Annotated in this window: 31 protein-coding genes; 22 read left to right on the top strand and 9 right to left on the bottom strand. The window is 39.4% G+C overall.

All coding sequences use genetic code 11. From position 1 onward, the window contains the following. Positions 1–125: 125 nt before the first annotated feature. The 6 genes from DK207_RS09710 to DK207_RS09685 all read left to right on the top strand — a co-directional run bounded on the left by DK207_RS09710 (position 126) and on the right by DK207_RS09685 (position 5,708). Complete coding sequence (locus tag DK207_RS09710; RefSeq protein WP_109440985.1) at positions 126–1,127, top strand: sulfate ABC transporter substrate-binding protein; 1,002 nt, start codon at positions 126–128, stop codon at positions 1,125–1,127. Between the two features lie 36 nt (positions 1,128–1,163). Continuing rightward, positions 1,164–1,766 carry an RBBP9/YdeN family alpha/beta hydrolase gene (locus DK207_RS09705; protein ID WP_109440984.1) on the top strand — a complete coding sequence of 201 codons (603 nt, stop codon included), beginning with the start codon at positions 1,164–1,166 and terminating at the stop codon, positions 1,764–1,766. 71 nt (positions 1,767–1,837) lie between these two features. After that, positions 1,838–2,671: a sulfate ABC transporter permease subunit CysT gene (cysT, locus tag DK207_RS09700; protein WP_109440983.1), complete on the top strand. Its 834-nt coding sequence runs from the start codon at positions 1,838–1,840 to the stop codon at positions 2,669–2,671. Next, complete coding sequence (gene cysW / locus DK207_RS09695; protein WP_109440982.1) at positions 2,668–3,549, top strand: sulfate ABC transporter permease subunit CysW; 882 nt, start codon at positions 2,668–2,670, stop codon at positions 3,547–3,549. Before cysT ends, cysW begins: the two co-directional genes overlap by 4 nt. A 4-nt stretch (positions 3,550–3,553) precedes the next feature. After that, on the top strand, positions 3,554–4,624 hold the full coding sequence (locus tag DK207_RS09690) for a sulfate/molybdate ABC transporter ATP-binding protein (RefSeq protein ID WP_109440981.1): 1,071 nt from the start codon (positions 3,554–3,556) through the stop codon (positions 4,622–4,624). Positions 4,625–4,784: 160 nt separating this feature from the next. Further along, complete coding sequence (locus tag DK207_RS09685; protein ID WP_109440980.1) at positions 4,785–5,708, top strand: CysB family HTH-type transcriptional regulator; 924 nt, start codon at positions 4,785–4,787, stop codon at positions 5,706–5,708. Positions 5,709–5,791: 83 nt separating this feature from the next. Here DK207_RS09685 and carO read toward each other — a convergent pair whose 3' ends face one another. Continuing rightward, positions 5,792–6,535 carry an ornithine uptake porin CarO gene (gene carO, locus DK207_RS09680; protein ID WP_109440979.1) on the bottom strand — a complete coding sequence of 248 codons (744 nt, stop codon included), beginning with the start codon at positions 6,533–6,535 and terminating at the stop codon, positions 5,792–5,794. Between the two features lie 295 nt (positions 6,536–6,830). On the opposite strand from carO, the gene dapD reads away from it, so the two are divergent. From dapD to DK207_RS09640, 8 genes are all read left to right on the top strand, one after another. Continuing rightward, positions 6,831–7,652, top strand: a complete 822-nt coding sequence (gene dapD / locus DK207_RS09675) for a 2,3,4,5-tetrahydropyridine-2,6-dicarboxylate N-succinyltransferase (protein ID WP_004640056.1) — start codon at positions 6,831–6,833, stop codon at positions 7,650–7,652. Between the two features lie 136 nt (positions 7,653–7,788). Then, positions 7,789–8,499, top strand: a complete 711-nt coding sequence (gene queE / locus DK207_RS09670; protein ID WP_109440978.1) for a 7-carboxy-7-deazaguanine synthase QueE — start codon at positions 7,789–7,791, stop codon at positions 8,497–8,499. Positions 8,500–8,574: 75 nt separating this feature from the next. After that, positions 8,575–9,243 (top strand): 7-cyano-7-deazaguanine synthase QueC, encoded by a 669-nt coding sequence (gene queC / locus DK207_RS09665; RefSeq protein ID WP_213066237.1) that lies wholly within the window; start codon positions 8,575–8,577, stop codon positions 9,241–9,243. A gap of 32 nt (positions 9,244–9,275) precedes the next feature. Beyond that, positions 9,276–9,698 (top strand): hypothetical protein, encoded by a 423-nt coding sequence (locus DK207_RS09660; RefSeq protein ID WP_109440976.1) that lies wholly within the window; start codon positions 9,276–9,278, stop codon positions 9,696–9,698. 98 nt (positions 9,699–9,796) lie between these two features. After that, positions 9,797–10,486: a diphthine--ammonia ligase gene (locus tag DK207_RS09655; RefSeq protein WP_109440975.1), complete on the top strand. Its 690-nt coding sequence runs from the start codon at positions 9,797–9,799 to the stop codon at positions 10,484–10,486. A 10-nt stretch (positions 10,487–10,496) separates the two neighbouring features. Next, positions 10,497–10,961 carry a peroxiredoxin gene (locus DK207_RS09650; protein WP_109440974.1) on the top strand — a complete coding sequence of 155 codons (465 nt, stop codon included), beginning with the start codon at positions 10,497–10,499 and terminating at the stop codon, positions 10,959–10,961. A 117-nt stretch (positions 10,962–11,078) separates the two neighbouring features. Continuing rightward, positions 11,079–11,657: a CAP domain-containing protein gene (locus DK207_RS09645; protein WP_109440973.1), complete on the top strand. Its 579-nt coding sequence runs from the start codon at positions 11,079–11,081 to the stop codon at positions 11,655–11,657. A gap of 10 nt (positions 11,658–11,667) precedes the next feature. Further along, positions 11,668–12,030: a glyoxalase superfamily protein gene (locus tag DK207_RS09640; protein WP_109440972.1), complete on the top strand. Its 363-nt coding sequence runs from the start codon at positions 11,668–11,670 to the stop codon at positions 12,028–12,030. Between the two features lie 9 nt (positions 12,031–12,039). Here DK207_RS09640 and DK207_RS09635 read toward each other — a convergent pair whose 3' ends face one another. From DK207_RS09635 to gstA, 3 genes are read right to left on the bottom strand one after another with little or no spacing between them, the layout of a single operon-like run. Further along, positions 12,040–12,417: a nuclear transport factor 2 family protein gene (locus DK207_RS09635; protein WP_109440971.1), complete on the bottom strand. Its 378-nt coding sequence runs from the start codon at positions 12,415–12,417 to the stop codon at positions 12,040–12,042. Position 12,418: 1 nt separating this feature from the next. After that, a complete protein-coding gene (locus DK207_RS09630) occupies positions 12,419–12,631 on the bottom strand; it encodes a tautomerase family protein (RefSeq protein ID WP_109440970.1) in 213 nt (70 codons plus the stop codon). Between the two features lie 38 nt (positions 12,632–12,669). Further along, a complete protein-coding gene (gene gstA / locus DK207_RS09625) occupies positions 12,670–13,272 on the bottom strand; it encodes a glutathione transferase GstA (protein ID WP_109440969.1) in 603 nt (200 codons plus the stop codon). A gap of 98 nt (positions 13,273–13,370) precedes the next feature. Between gstA and DK207_RS09620 the strand changes: the two genes are divergently transcribed. After that, entirely contained in the window at positions 13,371–14,282 is a 912-nt protein-coding gene (locus DK207_RS09620; RefSeq protein ID WP_109440968.1) for a LysR family transcriptional regulator, read from the top strand. On the opposite strand, the gene DK207_RS09615 is transcribed toward DK207_RS09620, so the two are convergent. Then, a complete protein-coding gene (locus tag DK207_RS09615; protein ID WP_162540218.1) occupies positions 14,279–14,854 on the bottom strand; it encodes a nicotinate-nicotinamide nucleotide adenylyltransferase in 576 nt (191 codons plus the stop codon). The two genes, DK207_RS09620 and DK207_RS09615, sit on opposite strands and share 4 nt — an antisense overlap. Positions 14,855–14,962: 108 nt before the next feature. Here DK207_RS09615 and DK207_RS09610 point away from each other — a divergent pair, with 108 nt between their 5' ends. Next, the gene (locus DK207_RS09610) at positions 14,963–15,763 is read left to right on the top strand and encodes an enoyl-CoA hydratase-related protein (protein WP_109440966.1); all 801 of its coding nucleotides are present in this window, start codon (positions 14,963–14,965) and stop codon (positions 15,761–15,763) included. Positions 15,764–15,864: 101 nt separating this feature from the next. Beyond that, positions 15,865–16,626, top strand: a complete 762-nt coding sequence (locus DK207_RS09605; RefSeq protein ID WP_109440965.1) for a nitroreductase family protein — start codon at positions 15,865–15,867, stop codon at positions 16,624–16,626. A gap of 1 nt (position 16,627) precedes the next feature. Here DK207_RS09605 and DK207_RS09600 read toward each other — a convergent pair whose 3' ends face one another. After that, entirely contained in the window at positions 16,628–16,942 is a 315-nt protein-coding gene (locus tag DK207_RS09600; protein WP_004640091.1) for a hypothetical protein, read from the bottom strand. A 67-nt stretch (positions 16,943–17,009) separates the two neighbouring features. After that, the gene (locus DK207_RS16020) at positions 17,010–17,135 is read right to left on the bottom strand and encodes a KGW motif small protein (RefSeq protein ID WP_004640092.1); all 126 of its coding nucleotides are present in this window, start codon (positions 17,133–17,135) and stop codon (positions 17,010–17,012) included. Between the two features lie 148 nt (positions 17,136–17,283). On the opposite strand from DK207_RS16020, the gene DK207_RS09595 reads away from it, so the two are divergent. After that, a complete protein-coding gene (locus DK207_RS09595) occupies positions 17,284–17,877 on the top strand; it encodes a hypothetical protein (RefSeq protein ID WP_075315156.1) in 594 nt (197 codons plus the stop codon). On the opposite strand, the gene DK207_RS09590 is transcribed toward DK207_RS09595, so the two are convergent. Beyond that, positions 17,872–18,423: a hypothetical protein gene (locus DK207_RS09590; RefSeq protein WP_109440988.1), complete on the bottom strand. Its 552-nt coding sequence runs from the start codon at positions 18,421–18,423 to the stop codon at positions 17,872–17,874. The genes DK207_RS09595 and DK207_RS09590 overlap by 6 nt on opposite strands. Before the next feature lie 99 nt (positions 18,424–18,522). Next, positions 18,523–22,353 carry a phosphoribosylformylglycinamidine synthase gene (purL, locus tag DK207_RS09585; RefSeq protein ID WP_075315152.1) on the bottom strand — a complete coding sequence of 1,277 codons (3,831 nt, stop codon included), beginning with the start codon at positions 22,351–22,353 and terminating at the stop codon, positions 18,523–18,525. A gap of 352 nt (positions 22,354–22,705) precedes the next feature. On the opposite strand from purL, the gene DK207_RS09580 reads away from it, so the two are divergent. The 4 genes from DK207_RS09580 to DK207_RS09565 all read left to right on the top strand — a co-directional run bounded on the left by DK207_RS09580 (position 22,706) and on the right by DK207_RS09565 (position 26,711). Further along, positions 22,706–24,046: a deoxyguanosinetriphosphate triphosphohydrolase gene (locus tag DK207_RS09580; protein WP_075315150.1), complete on the top strand. Its 1,341-nt coding sequence runs from the start codon at positions 22,706–22,708 to the stop codon at positions 24,044–24,046. Between the two features lie 73 nt (positions 24,047–24,119). After that, entirely contained in the window at positions 24,120–24,725 is a 606-nt protein-coding gene (ruvA, locus tag DK207_RS09575) for a Holliday junction branch migration protein RuvA (protein ID WP_005229456.1), read from the top strand. Positions 24,726–24,732: 7 nt separating this feature from the next. Beyond that, complete coding sequence (gene ruvB, locus DK207_RS09570; RefSeq protein WP_075315148.1) at positions 24,733–25,728, top strand: Holliday junction branch migration DNA helicase RuvB; 996 nt, start codon at positions 24,733–24,735, stop codon at positions 25,726–25,728. 92 nt (positions 25,729–25,820) lie between these two features. After that, positions 25,821–26,711, top strand: a complete 891-nt coding sequence (locus DK207_RS09565; protein ID WP_075315146.1) for a hypothetical protein — start codon at positions 25,821–25,823, stop codon at positions 26,709–26,711. Positions 26,712–26,723 lie beyond the last annotated feature (12 nt).

Raw genomic sequence — 26,723 nt, 5'->3', positions numbered from 1 at the left:
CTTATCACATTTATATATTTCTTTTTTTTTCATAACAAATGCTTTTTTTATTATTTTTTTTGCAAAAAAAACAGCGTTATGCTGCATCCATATTCTAAATGCTTATGTAATTTCAAGGGGTTTTTATGCGTTTATCTCAACTCAAAGTTGGTCTTTTGGCTGCTTTACTTTCAGCATCCAGCTTGGCAGCACAAGATTTTTTAAATGTCTCTTATGATCCAACCCGTGAGCTATACACAGATTTTAATAAACAATTTGGTAGCTTCTGGAAACAGCGTACTGGACAAGACATTAATTTCAAACAATCCCATGGTGGTTCTGGTAAACAAGCACGTGCCGTCATTGATGGTCTAAATGCCGATGTCGTAACTTTAGCTTTGGCTGCGGATATTGATGAAATTGCCAAAAATGCAAAATTGCTACCTAATGATTGGCAGAAAAAATTACCAAATAACTCAACGCCGTATACGTCTACCATCGTTTTTTTAGTACGAAAAGATAATCCTAAACAAATTAAAGATTGGGGTGATTTAATTAAGCCAGGCGTGGAAATTATTACACCAAATCCCAAAACTTCAGGCGGTGCCCGTTGGAATTATTTAGCCGCTTGGGCTTGGGCAAAACATCAGCCCAATGGTAACGATGCCAAGGCACAAGAATTTGTCCGTCAAATCTATAAACAAACCAAAGTACTTGATTCTGGCGCACGTGGTGCAACAACCACATTTGCTGAGCGGGGCATTGGCGATGTTTTATTGGCTTGGGAAAATGAAGCATTTCTCGCGATACGTGAACAGCCAAATAAATTTGAAATTGTCGTTCCTTCGCTCTCGATTTTGGCTGAACCCCCAGTGGCAGTCGTAGAAAAGAATGCGACAAAAAATGGCAATCTACAAATTGCACGTGGTTATTTGAACTACCTCTATTCACCAGCAGGTCAAGAGATTGCAGCCCGTCACTTCTACAGACCCCGCAATGTGGATGTACTGAAAAAATACCAAAGCGTATTTAAGCCGCTCAAACTCATCACCATCGACAAAGAATTTGGCGGTTGGACCAAGGTACAGAAACAGCATTTTGATAATGGCGGGATCTTTGATCAAATTGTTAAGGCAAATAGTCGATAAGAATTGCTTTTAGAAGAAATTCTCAGGAGAGCAGACATGATTCATACTCTAATTGTTCCAGGTGTAGGGGGTAGTGAAGCACAGCATTGGCAGTCTTGGTTACAGCAACAACTTGTGTCTAGCTCTCGTGTACAACAGAAATATTGGGATCGACCTGTATTAAGTGAATGGGTGACTGAATTTCTAAGCGCTTTAGCTGCAATCAAGTCTCCAGTCCAAGTTGTTGCACATAGTTTTGGTTGCTTAACCAGTGTCGCAGCACTTGCTGAACATCCTGAATTGAAAGCTAAAGTAAGAAATCTGGTACTTGTCGCCCCTGCAAATCCTGCACGTTTTGGTGAAAGTGGTTTTGCGCGCCACAGTTTGACTGACTATAAACAATATTTTCATCAACTTCAAATTGATCTACCGACGACTTTATTGATCAGTGAAAATGACCCGTGGTTAGGTTATGTCGATGCTTTAAAACTGGCGCAAGCATGGAAACTCACCCCGATCAATTTAGGTGCTGTTGGTCATGTCAACGTGGCATCTGGGTTTGGTCCATTTCCAGAAATTCTGAATTACTTATTGCCTGAAAAAAACATGCATCCCCGAACTCGAATGCCTCAGGCAAATTTTAATGTGAAATTTGCCTAACCCTCGCTCCTTGTATTTTTATATTTAGCTTATTTGCTTGTTTAGCAAACATTTCTCTTTGAGGAAATATCATGTCGCAGCGTTCCCGAGTGCTGCCTGGGTTTAGCCTATCCTTAGGTTTCACCCTCGCTTACGTGTCTTTAATTGTACTGATTCCTTTATCAGCAGTCTTTATCAAATCTTTTGGAATTGGTTGGGATGGGTTATGGGAAATTCTAACGTCAGAGCGAGTCCTAAAATCATTACAACTCAGTTTTAGCGCTGCGCTGATCGCTGCTTTTGTAAATGTGATCTTTGGTTTACTTCTGGCGTGGTGTTTAGTTCGCTATAGCTTCCCTGGCAAAAGAATTGTTGATGCTTTAGTCGATTTACCTTTTGCCTTGCCAACAGCAGTTGCTGGTATCGCCCTGACCTCGCTCTATTCCAAAAATGGATGGATTGGACAATATCTTGAACCGTTAGGAATTCAGGTAGCTTATACCCCGATTGGTATCACGCTGGCATTGATTTTTATTGGTTTACCGTTTGTTGTTCGTACTGTACAACCTGTTTTGAGTGATATTGAAACCGAATTAGAAGAGGCTGCTTCTGCATTGGGTGCAAATCGTTGGCAAACCATAACCAAAATCATTTTGCCCATCTTATTTCCAGCCTTACTCACAGGATTTGCCCTCGCCTTTGCTCGTGGCGTCGGTGAGTATGGTTCTGTGATTTTTATTGCTGGAAATATGCCTTATAAAACTGAAATTGCGCCTTTAATGATTATCTCTCGTTTAGAAGAATATGATTATGCTGGTGCAACAACCATTGCTGTGGTCATGCTGATTCTCTCTTTTGCCATTTTATTCTTGATTAATTTAATACAGGCATGGACGAGTCGTCGTACAGGGAGAGTTGCACAATGAGTTTAAACAACAGCAATGCTTTAGCACTTAAATTACAGGCTCGAGATGCAACTCGTGAACCGACTTGGGTACGCTATAGCTTGATTAGCATTGCCCTTATCTTTTTTCTAAGCTGCTTAATCTTGCCACTCATTTTGGTTTTTGCGGAAGCATTTAAGCAAGGTCTAGCTGTTTATATCAATGCTTTAACCAACGCAGATACCCTATCAGCAGTGAAATTAACTTTACTGACAGCAGCGATTGCCGTGCCAATTAATGTGATATTTGGTGTTGCTGCCGCATGGTCTGTCGCTAAATTTCAGTTCCGTGGTAAAGCTATATTAACCACCATTATTGATATGCCTTTTTCAGTCTCACCTGTCATTGCAGGTTTAATGATTGTTTTAATTTTTGGTTCACAAGGCTGGATCGGTGGTTGGCTCATGGATCATGACATTAAGATTCTATATGCCGTCCCCGCAATTGTCCTCGCCACAATCTTTATTACCGTTCCTTTTGTGGCTCGGGAACTCATTCCATTAATGGAAGCCCAAGGTACTGAAGAAGAAGAAGCTGCCATCGTATTGGGTGCCTCGGGTTGGCAAACCTTTTGGAGAGTGACACTACCGAACATCAAATGGGGGCTTATCTATGGTGTGATTCTATGTAATGCCCGTGCAATGGGTGAGTTTGGTGCGGTCTCTGTTGTTTCAGGACATATTCGCGGTGAAACCAATACCCTACCTCTACACGTTGAGATCCTCTACAACGAATATACCTTTAGTGCTGCATTTGCGGTGTCTTCATTACTGGCATTTTTAGCAATCATTACTTTGATCTTGAAAACTTGGTTAGAAGTCCGCCAAGAACAAGCAAACAGCCAATCCATTGAGGAATGAACACATGAGTATTCAAGTTAAAAATATTGAAAAACACTTTGGTGCATTCCATGCGCTGAAAAATATATCTTTAGATTTTCCTGAAGGTGAATTAGTTGCATTACTGGGACCATCAGGCTGTGGAAAAACCACATTGTTACGCATTATTGCAGGTTTAGAGTCAGCTGATGGCGGTCAAGTATTACTTGAAGGTGAAGATGCAACCGATATTCATGTACGAGAACGTCAAGTTGGTTTTGTATTTCAACATTATGCGCTGTTCCGTCACATGACTGTATTTGACAATATCGCATTTGGTTTACGTGTTCGTCCGAGAACAACTCGCCCTTCAGAAACCGAAATTAAAAAGCGTGTAACGCGTTTACTCGATCTCGTTCAACTGGGCTTTTTGGCAGATCGTTACCCTGCTCAGCTTTCTGGCGGTCAACGCCAACGTATTGCCCTTGCACGTGCTTTGGCTGTCGAGCCGCGTGTACTATTATTGGATGAACCTTTCGGTGCTTTAGATGCGAAGGTGCGTAAAGAACTCCGTCGTTGGTTACGTACCTTGCATGATGAACTGCATATTACTTCAATTTTTGTCACGCACGATCAAGAAGAAGCCTTAGAAGTTGCCGATCAAATTATTGTGATGAACAAAGGCGATGTCGAGCAAATTGGTTCACCTCGTGAAGTCTATGAAAAACCAGCAACGCCATTTGTATTTGATTTCTTGGGTCAGGCAAATCGCTTTGAAGGTGAACATAGCAGCGGTATTATCCGTATCGGTGATGATCGCATTCAACTTCCAACAACTGTACAAGCACCTCAAGGTAAAGTCATTGCATTTGCTCGACCTAATGAATTACATATTCATGCCCAAGCTCAAGCAAATACCATTGAAGCCACCTTTGTACGAGAAGTATGGATTGCAGGTAAAGTCATTGCCGAATTACAAGATCGCAGTGGACGTACTATCGAAATTTTATTAAGTGTAGAGGAAGCAAACTTGCATCAATTCAAACCAAATCAAACGGTTTGGATTAGTGCAGCTCAGCTTCATTTATTTGCAGATCAAACCATACAAGTTGCTTAAGAAGCTTCTCTCTACCTACCTTTTAAAAGATAGGTATTCCACAAATTCAATAAAACACGTGTTTTTGTGGAAGATTTCCCTTTATTAAAGGGGGATTTAGGGAGATTTAGAGATAAAATGCTTTCGAATTACCATGCTTTTTGCAAGGAAAAAAATATTTATGAACTTTCAACAACTCAGAATTATTCGAGAAACCGTTCGTCAAAACTTTAATCTCACTGAAGCATCAGCAGCACTTTACACCTCACAATCAGGCGTGAGTAAACATATTAAAGATCTGGAAGATGAGTTAGGCGTACAACTCTTTGTACGTAAAGGAAAACGTTTACTTGGTTTAACTGAGCCTGGCCAATCTTTACTGAATATTGTTGAGCGGATGTTAGTTGACGCAGATAATATTAAACGTCTTGCGGATGACTTTAATAAAGTGGATGAAGGAACACTCACGATTGCTACTACACATACGCAGGCACGTTACGTACTCCCACCTATCGTGAATCAATTTAAAAAACTATTTCCTAAAGTGCATTTGGTTTTGCAGCAAGCTAGTCCTGTGGAAATTGCTGAAATGCTTCTTCAAGGTGAAGCCGATATCGGCATTGCCACTGAATCTTTAACCACAGAAGAGAACTTAGCGAGTGTTCCTTATTATGAATGGCATCATAGTATTATCACCCCTAAAGATCATCCTCTGAGCAAACTAAACCACATCAGTCTAGAGCTATTAGCTGAATATCCGTTGATTACTTATCACGGAGGCTTCACAGGACGTTCTAAAATTGATAAAGCATTTGAAGATGCGCATTTACATGCAGATATTGTTATGTCTGCCTTGGACGCGGACGTAATTAAAACCTATGTGGAACTCAACATGGGTGTCGGTATTGTCAACGATGTCGCTTATGATGCAGAACGAGATTATCGTCTACAACAAATTAAAACCGATGTATTTGGCGTAAATACGACTTGGATCGCCGTTCGCAAAGGCCATCTACTGCGCGGCTATGGCTATGAGTTTATCTCTCTTTGTTCACCCGCTACAGATATTAAAGCATTAAAAAAAGTTGCTTATCCAGAAGAGTAAATTCATTCTAAATATCACGTCTTTGAGAAAAGATAGATATAAAAAAACGAGCATAATGCTCGTTTTTTTATTTAATGGATGGATTAGAACTTGAAGCTCACACCCACTTTAGCCACTGGCATCCACTCATAACGACCTTTATTGGCAATTTTATCTTCTTCAGCACTTACAGCCTGTTCTAAAGTTTGGCTTCCTTCAGTAACAGCTGTACCTGAAGAAGTTAATTGAACTTTTGGATTACCAGTATAGTAAGCACCTACTTCACCAAATACACCAAAGTTGTTATATACAGGAGCATTTAGACCAAAACCTAGGTATGGAGCGATGTCATTTTTATAGTCCATTTTCCCATCAATTTGGACACCATTCGCACCAGCCAAGAAATCTTGGTTGTTTACACGGAACGAACGAGTTGCCCCAACATCACGAGTCAATTTATAGTCATTATCTAGATAAGCAACACCAGCTGCTACATATAGAGCACGTGCAAATGCACTTTGATTTGCGCCCCATGGATAAATCTCAGCATTTAAGTAAGTGTTATTGTTTTCCATGTCGATATCATACTTAGAGCCATTGACTTTGATGTCATCAGACCAAGAGATATCACCGCCGTTATAACCTAAAGTTACACCGACATAAGGGTTGACACGGTAAGATACCGCACCACCGTAACCAGTGGTACCCACTTCAGCACGTACAGATACTGGGTTTAAAAATGAAGGAAATGCATATGCCGATTCTCTTACAACTTGCTCGTCAGCAAATGTAGTACCTGCAATCGCTGTAAGTACACTTGCAGCAAGAATAACACGCAAAGTTTTCATTGAGGTCTCCTTAAAAAATACTTCTATTTCAAATTCAATATAATTGTTTCTGTGAATTCATATTAAAAGAATGTCAGATAACTTTTTATACAGAAACTGATTACTTTTTGTTATTTTCTGATACAAATTAGGAGTAATTGTGTATTCGGAAATAATTTATAAAAAACAACATATTTCATTTTATGACAAATTTATTGCATAAAATTCCAACAATTTATTGTAACGACTTTTTTCAAAGATTCTTCGATCAAATTAGTGTAAAATCTTTAAAATTTTTTTTGGAAGAAGGAAGATCATGTCTCAGCTTTCTACAATCATCGAGCAAGCATTTGAAGACCGTGCCAACTTTAGCGCAGCGGACTGCCCTACAGAAATTCGTCAAGCTGTAGAAGAAGCATTAACTGGATTAGACAATGGCTCACTTCGCGTTGCTGAAAAGATCGATGGTGAATGGGTGGTTCATCAGTGGTTAAAAAAAGCAGTTTTACTTTCGTTTAAACTCAATGACAACCAACCTATCGAAGCATGTGATCTACAGTTCTATGACAAGGTAGCGACCAAATACTCAGGTTGGACTGAAGAACAGTTTAAAGCTGCGGGTGTACGTGTTGTTCCTCCTGCTGTTGCCCGTCGTGGTAGCTTCCAAGCGAAAAATGTCGTATTGATGCCATCTTATGTAAATATTGGTGCATATGTTGACGAAGGTACCATGGTTGATACATGGGCAACTGTTGGTTCATGCGCTCAAATCGGTAAAAATGTTCACTTATCAGGTGGTGTTGGGATTGGTGGTGTTTTAGAACCATTACAAGCTAACCCGACTATTATTGAAGATAACTGTTTTATCGGTGCACGCTCTGAAATCGTTGAAGGCGTGATCGTTGAAGAAGGTTCTGTGATTTCAATGGGTGTTTTCATTGGTCAATCAACCAAAATCTTTGATCGTGAAACTGGTGAAGTTCATTATGGTCGTGTACCAGCTGGCTCTGTGGTCGTTGCAGGTAGCCTTCCATCAAAATGTGGTACCTACAGCCTATATGCTGCGATCATCGTGAAAAAAGTTGATGCAAAAACTCGTGCAAAAACCAGCTTGAACGATTTATTACGCGCTGACTAATTTGTAATATATACGGAACTTGATAGTTCCTCGGAGCTTTAGTGGCTCCTCGTCTCTACGATCAGTCATGGTCGTAGAGATTTTGTTTTTTATGTAGCCTGCTGCTTCTGTAGCAACTGTTTCGTGGTAACTATTTATGGCGTCCTTACGTTCTTCGGCAATCCCTGTCTCTGATCCTGCGGCTGGTTTACGCATCACGGAGATCTTTTACTCTTTGCAAGGCGAAGCGAATACTTTTGGTTTGCCAACAGTTTTTATTCGTTTAACAGGCTGTCCATTACGTTGTAGTTATTGTGATACCACGTACTCCTTTGAAGGGGGTGAACGTTTATCACTAGAACATATCATCGAAACAGCAAGCCAATACAAAACCCCGTATATCTGTGTCACTGGGGGTGAACCTCTTGCCCAACCCAATTGCTTAATATTATTACAGCGGTTATGTGATTTAGGTTTTCAAGTATCTCTTGAAACAAGTGGCGCCTTGGATGTATCTAAAGTTGATCCACGTGTTTCTAAAGTCCTTGATTTAAAAACACCGACATCTAAAGAAGATCATCGTAATTTGCTGACCAATCTCGACTATTTAACCCAACATGATCAAATCAAATTTGTGATTTGTAATCGTGCTGACTATGAATGGTCTAGACAACAACTTGAACAATTCCAACTGCAAGATAAAGTGAGTACAGTTTGGTTCTCACCAGCTTTTGCTGTTGAAAAAGGCGCTGTTGCCCTCCCTGCTATAGCACGTGATTTGGCTCAGTGGATTTTAGACGACCATCTCCCTGTTCGATTCCAACTTCAGTTACATAAACTGCTCTGGAACGATGAATCAGGTCGTTAAAATTTTAGAAAGGGTTTGTGTGACTTCCACACCCGTTCTCAATCAATATTTTTAGGTTGAATCATGGAAAATAATATGCGTTCTCGTGCCATCGTATTATTGTCTGGTGGCTTAGACTCAACAACATGTCTCGCTTGGGCACAAGCGCGTTATGATTGTGTTGCTATCAGTTTTATGTACGGTCAACGTTCTACTACAGAATTAGATGCGGCTAAAACACTCGCACAACGTGCAGGTGTCGAGCATCGTGTCATTAATATTGATTTAGGTAATCTTGGCGGTTCAGCACTTACAGATCATAACATTGATGTGCCTGAGCAATTACAAGAAGGCATTCCTGTAACTTATGTTCCAGCACGTAACACGATTTTCTTGTCTTATGCCCTCGCTGCTGCTGAAGTTTTTGATGCTGAAGCCATCGTGATCGGAGTCAATGCTGTTGATTATTCAGGATATCCTGACTGTCGCCCAGAATTTATTGACGCTTTTGCCAATCTGGCTCGTCTTGCAACAAAAGCTGGCGTTGAAGGAAAACCACTTAAGATTGAAACACCTTTGTTACATTTATCCAAAGCGAATATTATACGCTTAGGTATCGAACATGGCGTAGACTATAGTCAAACGGTATCCTGCTACCAAGCAGATGCTCAAGGACGTGCATGTGGCAAATGCGACAGTTGCCGTTTACGTCAACAAGGTTTTATCGAAGCAGGTATTGCGGATCCTACGCGTTATACCAACTAGACGATATCAGGGTAATAATTAGGTACATATATATGAAGTTTTTAAAATCAAATCTTTTTCTTTCTACAATGATGGCGGCGACTGCTTTGGTTGCAACGGCAACTCAGGCAAACACCAACCCACTCGAAGCTGCATATAAAAGTACCAATGTAAAATCAGCGTTGGTCAACGTATGTAAAGACCAAACGGCTAAAGGCGGTAAATTAACTGCTGCAGAAGTAAGCAAATTCTGTGGTTGCCAAATTGATGCTCAAGGTAAAGTAACTGAAGCGCAAAAATGGGAAATTCAAAGCGCAATTAACGCGAAGAAAAGCCCAAGCTCTTTAGCTTTTGTACAGCAACAAAATAAAGACCTACAAGCTTGTTTAGGTGCTCCACTTGTTAACAAGTTAGAAAAGTTAACTGAAGAAGCGATGAAAGCTGCTCAACAGCAACAGCAAGCTTCTAAGAAATAAGCTGATATTGCTTAAAATCAAGCCTGCATTTATGCAGGCTTTTTTGTAAGTCTGTTAAAATTGAACTTATATTTTATTTAAGTCGGCTGAACCACACCATGTATGATCAATGGAAAAATAATGCAACCAATAGCCGATCAATTGTCTCATTTAGTGGGGGTAAAGATAGCTCTCTCGCTTTGTACCATGCTATGCAAAGTGGTACTGTCATCGGGTTAATTGTAATGCTAGAGGAGCAAGGACAACGCTCTCGTTCACATGCCATGCCACTAGATATCATCCGCGCTCAAGCTGATGCCATTGGTTTACCTGTGTTTATGGCATCTTCGAGTTGGGCTGATTATGAAAATAAATTTATCACGCTGCTCGAAGATGCCAAACAGCAAGATGCAGAAGTATTGGTTACAGGCGATCTGGATATGCCTGAGCATGGATGCTGGCATGATCGGGTGACTCAGCAAGTCGGACTCAAACTGGGCATGCCGCTTTGGTTACGCCCACATCGTGAAGTAGTTGAAGAATTTATCACCTTGGGATTTCAAAGTATTATTGTGACTGTAAATCTCAAACTTGGCATGAAGGTTGAAGATTTGGGGAAAATCTTGACACTCGAATATATACAAGAATTAGAAAATAGAGGTATCGATCCTTGTGGTGAGGGTGGCGAATTCCATACAACAGTGATTGATGGACCAATTTTTAACAAAGCAATTCCTGTACGTCACGGCGATATTGTTTATCATGAAGAATATGCTTTTTTACCACTTGAATTAAATCAAATAGATTGAAGGATGAAATATGTCTGAAAATATATTATTGCCGAATCACACATTTCCAACCACCCATGGCGAGCTAAATCTGACTGAACTTACCAGTGAGTGGCTAATTTTGTATTTCTATCCTAAAGATTCAACGCCAGGTTGCACGACTCAAGCGGTAGGTTTTTCATGCCTAAAAGATCAATTTGACGCCTTGAATTGCCAAATTATTGGGGTGTCACGCGACTCTGTAAAAGCACATCAAAATTTTACTGAGAAACAAGCACTGACAATCGATCTAATCAGCGATAAGGAAGAAATTCTTTGTAAGCATTTTGATGTGATCAAAGAGAAGAACATGTATGGTAAGCAAGTGATGGGGATCGAACGCTCAACATTCATTTTCCATAATCAAAAATTGGTTAAAAGCTATCGAAAAGTCAAAGCGGCTGGCCATGCAGAACAAGTGTTAGCAGATTTAAAAGCACTTCAGGCTGAAATGTAATTTCAAGCCTTCATAAAGCGGGGGTTAAATCCCGCTTTTTACATAAAGAAGCATATTCAATCTTTGTGTCATAACGTATGATTAAAAAATCATAATAATTAAAGACTAGGCAATCACATGAATTTTTCTAAACTCTCTATGCTGGTGCCATTTTGGGTTCTAATGACGGCCTGTGGTAATTCAAGCACACCCAATCTACCGAACAATCAAGTGACTCAACCACCTGTTCTACAAATTCCCAAAGCAAGTGTAAACATCACTTGTCAGGATCTATCAAATCCTGCATACCAACAGGCGATCGTAAATGCGATCAATGATATTCGTAGTCAATCTCGCCAGTGCGGGCAACAACATTATGCTGCTGCAAAACCCTTGGCTTGGAATCCGAATTTATACAAAACAGCATTAGCGCACTCTCAGGACATGTCAACTCACAATTTTCTAGGACATGTCAATTCTTCAGGCAAAGATCTAAAAACTCGTTTAAAACAATCCCAATTTAACAGTCGTGGTGGTGCTGAAAATGTTGCCCGCGGACAGAAAAATCTAGAAGATGTTTTGGCATCATGGCTAAAAAGTCCCGCACATTGTAGCAATATGATGCACCCTAAATTTACGGATTACGCGATCGCTTGTACTCCAGATCAATCACCGCGACAACGCCACTACTGGACTCAGCAATTTGGTATTCGCTAAAAGGAAAATTATGCACTCTGGTTCTATCACCCCTATTTTACGTATCTTTGACCTGGATGCAGCTCAAGCCTTCTATATGGAATATCTCGGTTTTCATGTCGACTGGCAGCACAAATTTGCTGATAATTTTCCTTTATATCTACAGATATCAAAGGAAGACTGTATCATTCACCTATCTGAACATTTTGGTGATGCCAGTCCACATAGTGCCATCCGCATTTTTTGGGAAAATTTAGATGCACTTCATACCGAATTAACTCAAAAAAATTATAAATTTGCGAAACCGCAAATTGAAAAAACGGATTGGGAAACACTTGAGTTAAGTATTACCGATCCATTTTCCAATCGACTGATTTTTTGGAAAGATGCCTAGATTATTGATCTAATTAAGCAATTGATAACTAAAAACCTTGCTTATAATTTTCCATTGATCATCATCCAGCGTAAATGTAAGCGCATCATAAAAATATTTAGGTTCAATCACACACTCCACATGTACGATTGCTAACTGATCATGGATTAAATTAATGGAAACTACCTTATCTTGTCTTAACTGATTTTTTGAAGCAGGAGAAATTCTGCTTTTAACAATCGGAAAATACTCTGCCATATTTAATCGCAATATTGGTTGTTCTGTTACATTGAAATAAATCGCATCGACATGAAAAACTTGCTTTAAAAGTTCCACATCACAGAAATACAAAGCATCAAAGTATTTTTCGAGTTGCTGTTGAATCTTAGTTATCGAATTATTTTGCATCTTATGCACCTATTCTTTGTCTATTGCGTATGGTCGAAACTGATTCGCCTGCCACCCCCCAGTTATCTGTATCAACTTCATCAATTACCACAAATGTTGTAGCTGGGTCTTTATGAAGCACCCGAACCACTAACTCTGTAGCCTCTTGAATCAACTGTTGTTTCTGTGCAGTAGAGACATTTTCTTTAGTGATTTGAATTAAAATATAAGGCATGCGGATCTCCTTTTATAATTTTATAGATGGCAAGAATACTAAGATGCTTCGGCTGCTATTGCGTCTTGAACCGTTTGACGACGAGCAATTCGCTGCATAAAAGCTGTTAAATGAATAAAATTCCCAAAATCAAGACCAATAAAGTCAGCCCAGCGTGTCACCACAAACAGATAAATATCAGCAATGGTAAAATTACTTCCCGTTAAATAGTTTTGCCCATCTAACTGTTGATCAATCCGCGCATAGTGTTTATTTAAAATCGTACGAAAGATGGTTTTAGATTCTTCGCCATAGGATTCATGGAAAAATGGTGAATATGCTTTATGAATTTCTGAAGCAATAAAATTCATCCAAGAAAGTGTTTGATAACGCTCTACGGTATTTATTTCAGGTAATAAATCCTTACGTCCCAATTGATCAGCAAGAAACTGACTAATCACAGCACCTTCCGTTAAAAAAGAACCATCTCCAAGTTGTAATACAGGTACTTGTCCTTTTTTATTGAGTCGATAAAAGTCCTCACCCAGTTCAGTTAAATGCTGTTGCAAATCGACTTTGATTAAATCAAATGGAAGCCCAAGCTCTCTTAAAATGATATGTGGGGCTAAAGAACAGGCATTTGGTGAATAGAACAATTTCATAAAAATAACTCCATACAAGGTATGGGAATCATCTTATTGTTTACTTTTATGTGCTTAAATAGCTTACAACTCAAATCATTTTTTACATGGTGTAATAAATGAATCACCCTCTAAAACGGATGATGTTTAGTAGCGTCGAATTGTTTTGCTTAGTAGCAGAATATGAAAGCTTTTCCAAAGCAGCATTGCATGCAGGTGTAAGTCCAGCAGCGGTCAGTCGCTCCATTGCTCGATTAGAGAAGCATTTAGCGACCCCATTGTTTGTAAGAACGACTCGACAAGTCCGTTTAACCGAGCAAGGGAAAATCTATTTTGATGAATGTAAACAAGCACTCAATCAAATTTTAGAAGCAGAACAACAACTGAAAAATCAAACACAGCAACCCTCTGGTTTAATTCGTATCAGTGTTCCAACCCCTTATGGACACTATCGCATTCTCCCGTTATTAGCAAAGTTTTCACAACAATATCCAAGCATCAAAGTAGATGTTCAACTCACCAATAAAAATGTGGATTTTATAGCAGAAGGATATGATCTGGCGATTCGTGGACGACAATTTTCTGATTCAAATTTGATTGCACGGCAACTAGAACAGGCTGAACTGATTGTAGTGGCGTCGCCTGAGTATTTAAAACAATTCAGAACACCTCAAAGCCTTGAAGATTTACAGCATCATCAATGTATTCAGTTTGTTCTTCCCAGTACAGGGAAAAACGTTCCATGGCTATTTAACTCGAATCAACAAATAATTGAATATCAAAGTACGGGAAATATTCGTTGCCTAGACGATATTTTAGGCACGGTTACACTGGCAAAACATAGCGCTGGATTATTACAGACCTATCGTTTTATTGTAGAAAATGAGCTTAAGAATGGAGATTTGATTGAAGTGCTTAGCGAATTTTCAGGCACTGCACGCCCATTTTCTTTACTATATCCATCAAAAAAACACGAATCTTTCCATATTCGTGTTTTCATCGATTTTCTGCTTAAAGAACTAAAATCTTAAAAACATTCATCCAAATTACTTGTATCACCTGATAAAAATTTTCGTTGCAATGCAGCGTAAATCGGAGTTTTTTGGAATTTCTCTAAAAAATGAATGCTGCCTTTGGGAAAAGCTTGGGTTTTGATTTCACCGCGATAATAAGCTTCACGCATCGGTGTGGCTGACATTGAAGCTTTTAAACTCTCCAGTTCAACCATTGTCCACTCTGGAAATAATTTTAAATAATAAGATGATTCATCTTTAAAGTGACCAATTAAACCAACATTTGAATGCGCAGGAACGACCTGGTTTACGAGTTGTTTGACTTGTTTTACCCATTTTTCATCATTATAAACATCAATTACATGCACAAAATGAATACGTTTTTGATCCTCCTCAGAAAAGTTAGAAAGAATCATTTGCTCACGTTCTGGAGCTAAAAATGGATTCTTGGTATTTCGCTCTGGTTGTGCTGAGCCTAAAGCAAGGATCACATGTTGACTCTGTTGCAGTGCGATTTCAATGGTCAGCATATGCGCCAAATGAAAAGGCTGGAAACGTCCAATAAAAACGAGATAATCAAATGTGTACATAGGCTTAATTTCACTTTTTGTGAACTCATCAGTTGCACTATAAAAATAAATATGCGACATAATGAACTCACTTTAAAAATCAATCTGGATTAAAGCAAGGATAGTACGATGACACTTAGCTGTATTCAACAACCTCATCAACATTTGCAAGCAAATTTAGAAGATGGCGTACTCACCTTAGCCATTAACCGTTCAGAAGCCAAGAATGCACTTTATAGTGAACTTTATCTTTGGATTGCAAAAGCTTTGGATGAAGCAGATGCAAGTAAAGAAGTTCGTGTGGTTATTTTCCGCGGTGCTGAAAATGATTTCTCTGCGGGTAACGACATGAAAGACTTCATGGGTTTCATGCAAAAACCATTGGAAGGCCCTGCGGGCGAAGTTCCACCTTTTGTTTTACTAAAATCAGCTGCAAAACTTTCTAAGCCACTCATCATCGCGGTAAAAGGTGTCGCAATTGGTATCGGTGTAACAATTTTACTGCATGCCGACCTTGTTTATGCAGATAACACTGCCCTGTTCCAAATTCCATTTGTCAGTTTAGGGCTTTCACCCGAAGGCGCTGCAAGTCGTTTATTGGTCCAACAAGCAGGTTATCGTAAAGCCGCAGAATTATTATTCACGGCGAAAAAATTTAATGCTGAAACTGCACTTCAAGCCAATCTAATCAATGAAATCACTGAAGATGCATATGCAACGGCTCAACAAACTGCACAACATTTAGCTGCGTTGCCTTTAGCATCAATTAAGCAAAGTAAGGCATTGATGAAAAAAGACTTGGCTGAAATCATTACATGCATTGATGACGAAGCTGAAATCTTTATGCAACGTGTACGCTCGCCAGAGATGATGGAAGCTGTTCAAGCTTTCATGCAGAAACGCAAGCCTGATTTTTCACAGTTCAATTAATAGATTTCTCTATTTTTATACAAACCACCTAGTCCATACTGGGTGGTTTTTTTATTTAACGTCCCAATATTAACAACAAACTTATAGGAACATTTATTCTCATGTCTGAACAAAATCAAACCGAAAAGAAACGCTACTACGAACCAGCCCCACAAGATATTGATGTTGCCAATTTCCGTAAAGTCGTTGAAAGCCGTCGTTCAGTACGTAAGTTCACGGATAAACCGATCCCAAATGAAATTTTAGATGAATGTTTAGATTTGGCACTTCTTGCACCCAACTCATCAAACTTACAGCCTTGGACGTTTTATGTCGTACAAAACCCAGCCAAGAAAAAGCAACTTGTTAAGGCGTGCTTAGGGCAACTTGCTGCTAAAACAGCATCTGAGTTGATCGTCTGTGTCGCTCGTACAGATCGTGTGGATGAAATGGCAAAATTGAATATCAGTGAGTTCCCATTTCCTGAAGCACCACCAGCGGTTCAAAAGTATTACCGCTTTATCCCATACAACTATAAAACAGGTTATTTCAACGCATTAGGTAACTTTAAAAAAGTTGCATTTAAAGTTGCCCGTACACTCGATAAACAACTTCCTGTGACTGCATTTAACCCTGCTGATGCCAAATTATGGGCGACTAAAACCACAGCGCTTGCTTGTGAAAACCTAGTATTGGCGTTACGTGCTTATGGTTTCGATAGTTGTATGATGGAAGGTTTTGATGAGCCTTTAGTGCGAAAAATCTTAAAACTCAATGATCAGCAACATCCTGTAATGGTAATTGGTGCGGGCGAACGTGCCGATGATGGCGTGTTCTTCCCCCAATATCGTTTTGATCGTGATTTATTTATTCAAAAAGTATAAATTAATCAAAAACTAATATTTGGATAAACTCAAAGGCAGGCTCTTCATACGGATGGCTTGCCTTTAATGCCTTTGCCACAGCACTGGCTTTTTCTTCTGGGACAATCGTTTCTATACGCCATTCTTCGAGTTGTTCTAGTTCATCTAACTGCCCTAAAAATGGATTTGCACCTTTAACCGGCTTAAATTGCCCTATGCCTTTCACTTGCCAAGCGCATTGTTCATAATTCCCTATCCCACCTGCACCCGCTTCAAAAACAGCAAGTTTGGTTGATTCAAGATGTGATTCAGGTACATAATAAATAAGTTTTAGCATAAGTTGAATGGCTGAGTAAGTTAAGCTGTACTCAAATCATAGCTTTAAAAAAGGTTAAGAATCAAAGTTAAATCTTGATTAGGACATAACTCAAACTTATGAATAAGATTTGGAGAACCACTGTTAAACCAAACCAAAACCAGCCTTTTCCTTTGCTATGGATCGTCCTCATGTAATTTTCGTTTTTCATCATGTTGTTCTCCGATTTTTATGATCATTATTGAGAAAGCAAAAATTGAACCAGTTTTTTTAAAAGCAAAATTGATCTGAAGCTATACTTCTTAAATAAACTATGCCAAGTTATATTAATAATATATTACTAAATTCTTCGATTTCAAAATATGAGTACATCATTTCAATCTCAATGGAATCAGTTCTACCCCAACAACCTCCCAATTTCTCACCTACTTAAGCACTACTTTCCACAATCTTGGTTAAGAATCCATAGCCTACCCGAATCAAAAAGGTATGCGGATACGCCTGCCGAATATGAATTGTTATTAAATCGACAAAATAAAATTATTACAGACTGTTTTGGGGAAAATACCTCTATCTTTATAGTTTCAGGTCACTATTTTAGCTATTCCCGTAACAATAAAGCCTATGATCCAACCTTTATACTCCCCTACAAATTTCATTTAGAGCAAGAAATAAACTTAACGCAACTGAATCCTGAAAATTATGATGATGACGGAGAAGATCATTATTTTCGACCATGTTCTATAGAAACAATTTGGCAAGCTAATCAACACAATGAGTTATTGAAAAAGATCGCTGATGATGAAGTTCGCGCTTTTATGGTTTCTTTTGAGCAGAACATCATTGTTGCTCCCTATGATGGTGGTATTGATTTTATTATTTTTAACGATGCAAAAAGGAATGCTTTAAGGGATAAATATAAAGATTGGCTTTCACCAAGAGAAGATGGGCTATAGATCCGTATAACTGTTAAATAATACATCTGTACTCATTAACGATTTTTTAGGAAGTTCCAATGGGAAATTATTATTTCCCATGACTTGGTGACTCTCTATCGGTAGTGAATCTATATAATTTCTTTGCTCTAACCATTGAGTATGAGGCACACAATACCCCTCACTATATCGAAAAAACTTTCTAGTATACGAATCAATAAGTATCACTCTGACTTGGAAGTAATCACCATATAAAGTTTCTACCGATATTTTATGATCTTTATCAAATGCAATTTTGATCATTGCCTCAGCTACATCATCTCTTTTTTTATTATGTATAAGCAAATAGTCATCTAAATATTTTGAGAATTTATCATTTATTTTCTTTAAAAACTCATCATTTTCGAAGCATTTCTGATTTAGAAGATCGAAAGTTAAGGAAAATCGATTTATATCCTTACAGTGACTATATAAAACACCTATTGCCCAAAAGTTTTCATAATCATGATAACGATTAACAAATTTATCTAATACTACAGTCGCAGTATCTAACAGTCTTTTTTTCATTTGCTTAGAATCAATAAAATAAAATAGAAAACTCACTAATATCAAATATATCATAAAACAAAAAAGCCACCTTTCGGTGGCTCATATGGTTAAGTCACATTAACCAATAAATTTACGTGCATTGCGGAACATACGCAACCATGCACCATCTTCAGCCCAGTCTTCAGGCTTCCAAGAATGCTGCAAAGCACGGAAGTTACGTTCTGGATGTGGCATCATGACTGTTGCACGACCATCTTTAGAAGTTTGAGCTGTAATCGCTTCAGGCGATCCATTTGGGTTTAATGGATAGTGCTGAGTTGGATTACCCAAGCTATCCACATAACGCAAGACGACTTGATGCTCAGCATTTAATGCAGCAAGTTGCTGTTCAGTCGCAACTAAACGACCTTCACCATGCGCAACTGCGATCGGTAAAATCGAGCCGTGCATATCTTCAAGCAACACAGAAACAGATTTCTCTACACGAACGTTCACTGCACGCGCTTCAAATACTTCTGACATGTTACGGTGGAAACGTCCCCAATGCTCTGCACCCGGAATCAGTGGTGCAAGTTGTGACATCATTTGACAACCGTTACATACGCCTAAGCTGAATGTATTTTCACGATGGAAGAATTGTTCGAACTGATCACGTAATTTCGCATTGAACAATACTGATTTCGCCCAGCCACCACCAGCACCCATCACGTCACCGTATGAGAAGCCACCACACGCCACTAAACCTTCAAAGTCACTTAAGCTCACGCGACCTGCAAGTAAATCACTCATATGTACGTCAATGGTATTGAAGCCCACTTTGTCAAAAGCAGCAGCCATTTCCACATGACCATTTACACCTTGCTCACGCAAAATTGCCATATTTGGACGACGTGTATTGATAAACGGTGCTTCAACTGGCTCATTTAAGTCATATGTTGGTTGTGCAATTAAACCCTTGTGGTTCTTATCTGCAATTAAGGCAAACTCTTGATCAGCTGTTTCAACGTTGTCACGTAAACGTTGGATCTGATGCGATACTTCAGCCCAAGCTTGTTGTAGTTCAGCACGCTCAAGTGTTAAACCATTTACAACCAATTGATCAGTTGAATTCACACGACCAATCACTGCAATGGCATCTTTCAAGCTAGATGCTGCAACTTCAACTTCTAACTGCGCCCAATCAGTAGCCGTAATTTGAAGTACTGCACCAATTTCTTCAGCAAATAAGCTTTCAGTGGTTTGATTTTCTAAAGCCACACCTAAGCGCGAAGCAAACATCATTTCAGCAACAGTCGCCAATAAACCACCATCACCAATGTCATGGTAAGCCTTGATCAAACCACGATTGTTCCAGTCTTGAATCAAGGCAAAGAATGCTTTGAAGTCATCAAAACTATCAACATCTGGGGTAACCGAACCGATTGCTTTATAGACTTGCGCAAGGATCGAACCACCTAAACGGAATTGACCTTTAGATAAATCAATACGTACAAGTACTGAATCTGCTAAGTCCTTAAGTTCAGGTGTTAATGTTTTACGCACATCTAAAACAGGTGCAAATGCAGTGATTACGCCTGTCATTGGAGAAGTAACGGCTTTATCTTCGCCGTCATTCCAAGTAGTACGCATTGAAAGTGAATCTTTACCGACTGGAATTGCGATGCCTAGAGCAGGACACATTTCCATACCAATCGCTTTCACGCCTTCAAACAGAGCTTGGTCTTCACCTTTTTGACCAGCAGCAGCCATCCAGTTTGCAGAAAGTTTGATATCGCTAATTTGTTCAATGTTTGCACATGCAATATTGGTAATCGCTTCAGCAACTGCCAAACGTGCAGATGCCGCAGGATTTAACAAAGCAACTGGTGGACGTTCACCCATCGCCATTGCTTCACCCGTGAAGCCTTGCAAGCTTGTCGTTGTTACTGCTGCATCCGCAACAGGAACTTGCCAACGACCAACCATTTGATCACGAGCAACCATACCGGTAATCGAGCGGTCACCAATTGTGATCAAGAATGATTTAGACGCAACTGTTGGATTTTTCAATACGCGGAAAATCGCATCTTTCAAATCAACTTTTGATGCATCAAAGTCATTACCTTTACGTTCAATCGTTTCATATGAACGTTGCATACGAGGCGTACCACCCAACATCACTTGCATTGGGATATCGACTGCATTGTTTTCAAATAATGGATCTTCAACCGTCAAATGACGTGCTTCAGTCGCTTCACCCAATACAGCAAACGGACAACGCTCACGAGCACAAATTTCTTCAAACTGTTCTAAAGATTCTGGACGAATTGCTAACACATAACGTTCTTGCGCTTCATTTGACCAGATTTCCATCGGGCTCATACCTGGCTCTAAAGATGGAATCTTACGAAGGTTCAATACAGCACCTAACTCGTGATCATTCACTAGTTCAGGCATCGCATTTGATAGACCACCCGCACCCACGTCGTGTACAGACACGATTGGGTTAAAGTCTTCTAAGCGCCAGCACGTATCAATCACTTCTTGGCAACGGCGTTCCATTTCTGGATTTTCACGTTGTACCGAAGCAAAGTCTAAACTCTCGCCCATGGTACCGCTATCTACAGATGATGCAGCACCACCACCAAGACCGATCAACATTGCTGGACCACCCAATACAATGAGCAAGTCACCTGGTTGAATCGCATCTTTTTCAACATGGTCAGGACGAATGTTACCGTAACCACCAGCGATCATGATTGGCTTATGGAAGCCTTTCACTTCACCATTCACATTCTGTTCGAAAGTACGGAAATAACCATTTAATGCTGGGCGACCAAATTCGTTGTTAAACGCAGCACCACCCAATGGACCTTCGATCATGATTTGTAATGGCGATGCCATACGGGAAGGTTTACCGTAGTTTTCTTCCCAAGGTTGTTCAAAACCAGGGATATTCAAGTTTGAAACAGTAAAGCCTGTTAAACCTGCTTTTGGTTTACCACCACGACCTGTTGCACCTTCATCACGGATTTCACCGCCCGAACCTGTTGCAGCACCTGCAAATGGAGCAATTGCAGTTGGATGGTTGTGTGTTTCAACCTTCATTAAAATATGAGCAGCTTGACTCTTATATTTATAAACGAAGTGACCATTTTCATCCGCTTTTGGATAAAAACGCATGGTGTCATAACCCACGATCACAGAGGCATTGTCTTTATACGCCGACAATACATCTGTTGGAGATTCTTTATAGGTATTCTTAATCATTTGGAACAATGATAATGGTTGTTTTTCACCATCAATTGTCCATTCAGAACCAAAGATTTTATGACGACAATGTTCAGAATTCGCCTGAGCAAACATCATCAATTCGATGTCATTTGGATTACGACCAAGCTTAGTAAATGCTTCGGTTAAGTAATCAATTTCTTGCTCAGATAAAGCAAAGCCAAACTCATTATTCGCTTTAACTAATGCTTCTTTACCTTGACCCAAGATATCAATTGAGTTGAGTGGCTTCGGCGCAGTTTCTGAGAATAAAGCTTTTGCCTCTTCAATTTGAGCAAAAACTGTTTCCGTCATACGGTCATGAAGTACTTGTTTCACTTCATTCGTAATTTCAGTCACACCTTTTAACGTAAATAAAAGACCACGTTCTAAACGGTGCACTGGTGTATTACAGTTTTGGAAAATATCAGTTGCTTTAGACGACCACGGAGAGATTGTGCCAACACGTGGAGTTACTAAAATTTGGATTTCATCACTTGCAGCTTGGCGAAGTTCGAAAGATTGACCATCGTTTAAAAGTTGTAATGCCGATTGATGTTGCTGCTCGTTGAGCGCTTGATCAAACAAATAAACCCACTGGCTGTCAAAAGATTGAACAGAACTCATTGACGCTAAACGGTTTAAGAGTTGAGCTTTCTTAAAAGAAGAATGTGCTGATGCACCGGCCACGATAAACATGTTGACTTTGGCTCCACGGGCAGATCGAACAGACCCACCGCAATGTGACTTATGAAAGAGCGCATATTCTACTGTGAAAGCCTCTTTTCAGCTAGCCATATCCAACTTAAAAATCAGAGTTTTCGACGATGAATGCCCTATTTCTGTCTCGCCTGATCTATTTTACTTTATTCGTAACAATTCTTTTATTTTGCAGAACAAATCACATTTCAGTTTTTTAAATATTTGACCGATTATTTTAGTGATTATTCTGATTTAGTTTTCTATCAACAAGACAATCTATGTCGCGCTACGCTAGTGCTTTAATCTTTTTTTTGGCATGATGAAGCGAACTTAGTTTGAATAATGATAAATGGAACAAATGCGTTGGTTGGAATTGCTATCTGCAATTCGTTTAGGTAGTAAAAAAAGCAGCAATGAGTTGGCTCGAAGCCCATTCCACAAAGACTACGACAGAATTATATTTTCCCAAAGCTTTCGTCAACTGAATAGAAAAACACAGGTTCACCCTCTGACTCAACATGATGGGATTCATACACGTCTGACTCATTCACTTGAAGTCTCTTGTATTGGTCGTTCACTCGGTATGCTAGCTGCAGAAAAAATCAAAGATGAATTACCGATGTGGATTTCCCCTGCCGATGTTGGTGCGATTATCCAGGCCGCCTGTCTAGCCCATGATATTGGCAATCCACCCTTTGGTCATGCAGGTGAATATGCCATTCGTGAATGGTTTGATGATGCCTCACATCGCGACTTTCTAACCAAACTGACCCCAGAAGAAGAAGCTGATGTACGTCAGTTCGAAGGCAATGCTCAAGGACTTCGCCTGCTTAGCCGGATTGATTATCATCCAGATGATGGCGGAATGCGCCTAACCTGTGCCACGCTGGGTGCTTATTTAAAATATCCGTGGCTGTCTAAAACGATTGAAGAACAAGGTGATACCCCTTCTCATCAACGGGCAAAATTTGGCTGTTATCAGTCTGAAAAAGAAATTTTAAAACAATTGGCTGAACAGCTCGGTTTAATTCAACTGGGTGAATATCATTATTGCCGTCATCCACTGACCTATTTATTAGAAGCAGCTGATGACATTTGCTATGCGCTAATTGATCTGGAAGATGGCATTATTCTCAATATGTTGAACTATGCTGAAGTTGAACCGATTTTCCTGAATTTGATTGCTGATTATGGCTATCCAGAGGAATTGCATTTACCGCATACCACTTGGCAGCAAAAAATTGCAGCATTACGCGGACGCGTCATGAAGCGTTTGGTCGATGAAGTCACCACTGCGTTTGCAAAACATCATTTTGAAATTTTGACAGGTCAACTCAAAGGTAGCCTATTACAATATTGCTCACCAGATATTGAGGCAGGCATTCAAACGGCGAAGAATCTGGCACGTGACCGAATTTTTGAACATCCTCAAAAATCAGGTTTAGAAATTATTGCCCATCAAAGTCTACAAACCATTCTGGATGCATTTATTCCTTTGACCATGCCGCATAAGACATTAAGCTTTAAAGAACAGCGATTAATGTCAATTTTGCAACATTCAGGCGTAAATCTGCAAAACAACCATTATAATAATATTATGCAAGTCTTGGATATTATTAGTAAGTTCTCTGACCATCAGGCTTATAGTCTGGCGCAAGAGTTGCAAGGAAATAAAATAGGATTCTTTTAAAGGCTTAAATTAAGCTCTGTTAGTCTCTTAAATCACCAACTAAATTGTTTTAAAAAATAGTGAAATTTTACTCATGATCGGATGTTTAATTGGCGAAGTGTTTGCCCTGGAAGCCCCAACCGTATTACTCAACGTGAATGGCGTTGGCTATGAAATCGACACCCCACTTTCAACATTTTGCCAATTACAAAAAGGACAAAAAGTCACGTTATGGACACATTTAGTTGTCCGTGAAGATGCACAGCAATTGTATGGCTTTAGCGATGCGCAGGAAAAAACCATTTTCCGCACGCTACTCAAAGTCAATGGTGTAGGGCCTAAAATGGCACTCGGTATTCTTTCCACCCTGAGTGTTGAATTACTAATTCATACCATTGAACATGATGATGTAAATACCCTGATTAAAGTTCCGGGTGTAGGTAAAAAAACTGCTGAACGCCTAATGATTGAATTACGTGACCGTTTTAAAGCCTTGGCCCATCCTACAGGTGGCTCAAGCAATGCAGCGGCAACGCAAATCCAGTTCATGTCAAACTCACCTGTTGCCGAAGCCGAAGCCGCATTACAATCGTTGGGTTATAAACCTGCTGAAGCACAAAAAGCTGTTGCTGCCGTGAAAGCAGACTATACTGAGTCTGCCGATATTATTCGTGCTGCGCTTAAATCCATGATGAAGTAATAGATATATGCAAGATCGTCTTATTAGCGGAACAGAAAAACCAGAAGATCATTTTGATCGTGCCATTCGCCCTACGTCATTGGCTGACTATATTGGTCAACCTGTAGTCCGTGAGCAAATGGAAATCTTCATCGGCGCGGCTCGCGGTCGTGGTGAGGCCTTAGACCATACCCTGATTTTTGGTCCACCAGGTTTGGGTAAAACCACACTGGCAAACATTATCGCGCGAGAAATGGGTGGCAATTTAAAGTCAACCTCTGGCCCAGTACTGGAACGCGCTGGTGACTTAGCAGCAATGCTGACCAATCTTGAAGAAGGTGATGTTCTGTTTATTGACGAAATTCATCGTCTTTCACCCGTAATTGAAGAAATTCTCTATCCGGCAATGGAGGATTATCAACTCGATATTATGATTGGTGAAGGTCCTGCTGCTCGCTCAATTAAATTAGACCTCCCACCATTCACTTTGGTTGCTGCAACAACACGTGCAGGTCTACTCACCTCTCCTCTACGCGATCGCTTCGGAATTGTACAGCGTCTTGAGTTTTACTCTGTCGAAGACTTAACTCATATTGTTACTCGTTCAGCAAACCTCATGGATGTACCAATCACGCATGACGGCTCAATGGAAATTGCACGTCGCTCACGTGGCACACCTCGTATTGCTAACCGCCTATTACGTCGAGTTCGTGACTATGCTCAAGTCAAAGGGACTGGTGAGGTTACTCAAGACATGGCGCAACGCGCCTTAGATATGTTAAATGTTGATAAAGATGGCTTAGATACATTAGACCGCCGTTATTTGTCTATGCTTTTAGAACGTTTTGAAGGTCGTCCGACTGGGGTTGAGGCTTTAGCTGCGGCAATGGCTGAAGACAGTGGAACACTGGAAGATGTGATTGAACCTTATTTGATCCAGCAAGGCTATGTGATGCGTACTGCACGTGGTCGTATTGCAACCAATATGGCTTATTTACAATTTGGTATGACACCGCCTGAATAAAATTTATTATTAATAAAATACTTTTCATAGTAAAGTAATTAAAATAATTTACAGATTATTCTACTTACCTTACTATTTTATTAAGGATTGAAATGAAAAATAAGTTTTTAACAACAATACTTTATATTAGTCTAGCCTTATTAACAGCTTGCGGTGATGGAGATGATAATCAGACGGATTTTAATGGTAAACAAAAACTGGATTATAAAAAAGTAGAAACAACCGAGATCATCAGTAAGTCCGTAGTAAATCTATCACATATATCAAATAATTCAATACTTTATATCACCGGTATTACACAAAGCATTTATGAGAGAGTCACAAACTTAGATTTTTCTTGTGGAACTGGAACAGTAAAAATAAATAGTGACAACAGTATTACTCTAAATAACTGTAAAAATTTTAATTATCCTTTTCAAGACACTCCATTCTCAGGTACAGTTTCTGGCACAATTCAATCCATTAGTAATAACACTACAGCATCACTAAAAAATGAATTAAAGCTGTCAAATATAAATATTGATTTAAGTGAAAAATCAATCATTTTTAATGGAAAAATAATCCAAACATCATCATCTACTTATGATCTTATTAAGCAGACATACGAAGTTGATCAGTCCACGCTCGAATTAGTAGAAAAACTTGATAATAAAAACCACTATCTATACAACCTAAAAAATTACCAGTTCATCTCAAATTATTACCCATCAAGTAGTCATATAGAAGATTTTACAAAAGGAGAAATAGACGGTGAATTCAACGGCAACATTTTTTCAGTCAATTTTGCTTCTATATTAAATTTTTCAACACTTAAAGATCTTTTGGACTTAAAACCAAGTTCCGCAAATGTTGAAATTACTGATCTCTATAATCAAAGAAATGCTATTTCAATTCATCAAGCTACTAATGGCACAGCGTTAGTTAGTACTTATGCAGATGGAAAACTTGTTCAAACTTTTTCACAAGACTGGAACGAGTTTTAAGCAATTATCACT

Origin of the sequence: Acinetobacter haemolyticus, assembly GCF_900406815.1 — a bacterium.
Classification (GTDB): Bacteria; Pseudomonadota; Gammaproteobacteria; order Pseudomonadales; family Moraxellaceae; genus Acinetobacter; species Acinetobacter haemolyticus_A.
This window is presented reverse-complemented; position numbering and strand designations above follow the sequence as displayed.

Coding starts and splice junctions, on each gene's coding strand:
- DK207_RS09710 (WP_109440985.1), top strand. CDS start 126: ATGCGTTTATCTCAACTCAAAGTTGGTCTTTTGGCTGCTTTACTTTCA.
- DK207_RS09705 (WP_109440984.1), top strand. CDS start 1,164: ATGATTCATACTCTAATTGTTCCAGGTGTAGGGGGTAGTGAAGCACAG.
- cysT (WP_109440983.1), top strand. CDS start 1,838: ATGTCGCAGCGTTCCCGAGTGCTGCCTGGGTTTAGCCTATCCTTAGGT.
- cysW (WP_109440982.1), top strand. CDS start 2,668: ATGAGTTTAAACAACAGCAATGCTTTAGCACTTAAATTACAGGCTCGA.
- DK207_RS09690 (WP_109440981.1), top strand. CDS start 3,554: ATGAGTATTCAAGTTAAAAATATTGAAAAACACTTTGGTGCATTCCAT.
- DK207_RS09685 (WP_109440980.1), top strand. CDS start 4,785: ATGAACTTTCAACAACTCAGAATTATTCGAGAAACCGTTCGTCAAAAC.
- carO (WP_109440979.1), bottom strand. CDS start 6,535: ATGAAAACTTTGCGTGTTATTCTTGCTGCAAGTGTACTTACAGCGATT.
- dapD (WP_004640056.1), top strand. CDS start 6,831: ATGTCTCAGCTTTCTACAATCATCGAGCAAGCATTTGAAGACCGTGCC.
- queE (WP_109440978.1), top strand. CDS start 7,789: ATGGCGTCCTTACGTTCTTCGGCAATCCCTGTCTCTGATCCTGCGGCT.
- queC (WP_213066237.1), top strand. CDS start 8,575: ATGCGTTCTCGTGCCATCGTATTATTGTCTGGTGGCTTAGACTCAACA.
- DK207_RS09660 (WP_109440976.1), top strand. CDS start 9,276: ATGAAGTTTTTAAAATCAAATCTTTTTCTTTCTACAATGATGGCGGCG.
- DK207_RS09655 (WP_109440975.1), top strand. CDS start 9,797: ATGTATGATCAATGGAAAAATAATGCAACCAATAGCCGATCAATTGTC.
- DK207_RS09650 (WP_109440974.1), top strand. CDS start 10,497: ATGTCTGAAAATATATTATTGCCGAATCACACATTTCCAACCACCCAT.
- DK207_RS09645 (WP_109440973.1), top strand. CDS start 11,079: ATGAATTTTTCTAAACTCTCTATGCTGGTGCCATTTTGGGTTCTAATG.
- DK207_RS09640 (WP_109440972.1), top strand. CDS start 11,668: ATGCACTCTGGTTCTATCACCCCTATTTTACGTATCTTTGACCTGGAT.
- DK207_RS09635 (WP_109440971.1), bottom strand. CDS start 12,417: ATGCAAAATAATTCGATAACTAAGATTCAACAGCAACTCGAAAAATAC.
- DK207_RS09630 (WP_109440970.1), bottom strand. CDS start 12,631: ATGCCTTATATTTTAATTCAAATCACTAAAGAAAATGTCTCTACTGCA.
- gstA (WP_109440969.1), bottom strand. CDS start 13,272: ATGAAATTGTTCTATTCACCAAATGCCTGTTCTTTAGCCCCACATATC.
- DK207_RS09620 (WP_109440968.1), top strand. CDS start 13,371: ATGAATCACCCTCTAAAACGGATGATGTTTAGTAGCGTCGAATTGTTT.
- DK207_RS09615 (WP_162540218.1), bottom strand. CDS start 14,854: ATGTACACATTTGATTATCTCGTTTTTATTGGACGTTTCCAGCCTTTT.
- DK207_RS09610 (WP_109440966.1), top strand. CDS start 14,963: ATGACACTTAGCTGTATTCAACAACCTCATCAACATTTGCAAGCAAAT.
- DK207_RS09605 (WP_109440965.1), top strand. CDS start 15,865: ATGTCTGAACAAAATCAAACCGAAAAGAAACGCTACTACGAACCAGCC.
- DK207_RS09600 (WP_004640091.1), bottom strand. CDS start 16,942: ATGCTAAAACTTATTTATTATGTACCTGAATCACATCTTGAATCAACC.
- DK207_RS16020 (WP_004640092.1), bottom strand. CDS start 17,135: ATGATGAAAAACGAAAATTACATGAGGACGATCCATAGCAAAGGAAAA.
- DK207_RS09595 (WP_075315156.1), top strand. CDS start 17,284: ATGAGTACATCATTTCAATCTCAATGGAATCAGTTCTACCCCAACAAC.
- DK207_RS09590 (WP_109440988.1), bottom strand. CDS start 18,423: ATGAAAAAAAGACTGTTAGATACTGCGACTGTAGTATTAGATAAATTT.
- purL (WP_075315152.1), bottom strand. CDS start 22,353: ATGTTTATCGTGGCCGGTGCATCAGCACATTCTTCTTTTAAGAAAGCT.
- DK207_RS09580 (WP_075315150.1), top strand. CDS start 22,706: ATGGAACAAATGCGTTGGTTGGAATTGCTATCTGCAATTCGTTTAGGT.
- ruvA (WP_005229456.1), top strand. CDS start 24,120: ATGATCGGATGTTTAATTGGCGAAGTGTTTGCCCTGGAAGCCCCAACC.
- ruvB (WP_075315148.1), top strand. CDS start 24,733: ATGCAAGATCGTCTTATTAGCGGAACAGAAAAACCAGAAGATCATTTT.
- DK207_RS09565 (WP_075315146.1), top strand. CDS start 25,821: ATGAAAAATAAGTTTTTAACAACAATACTTTATATTAGTCTAGCCTTA.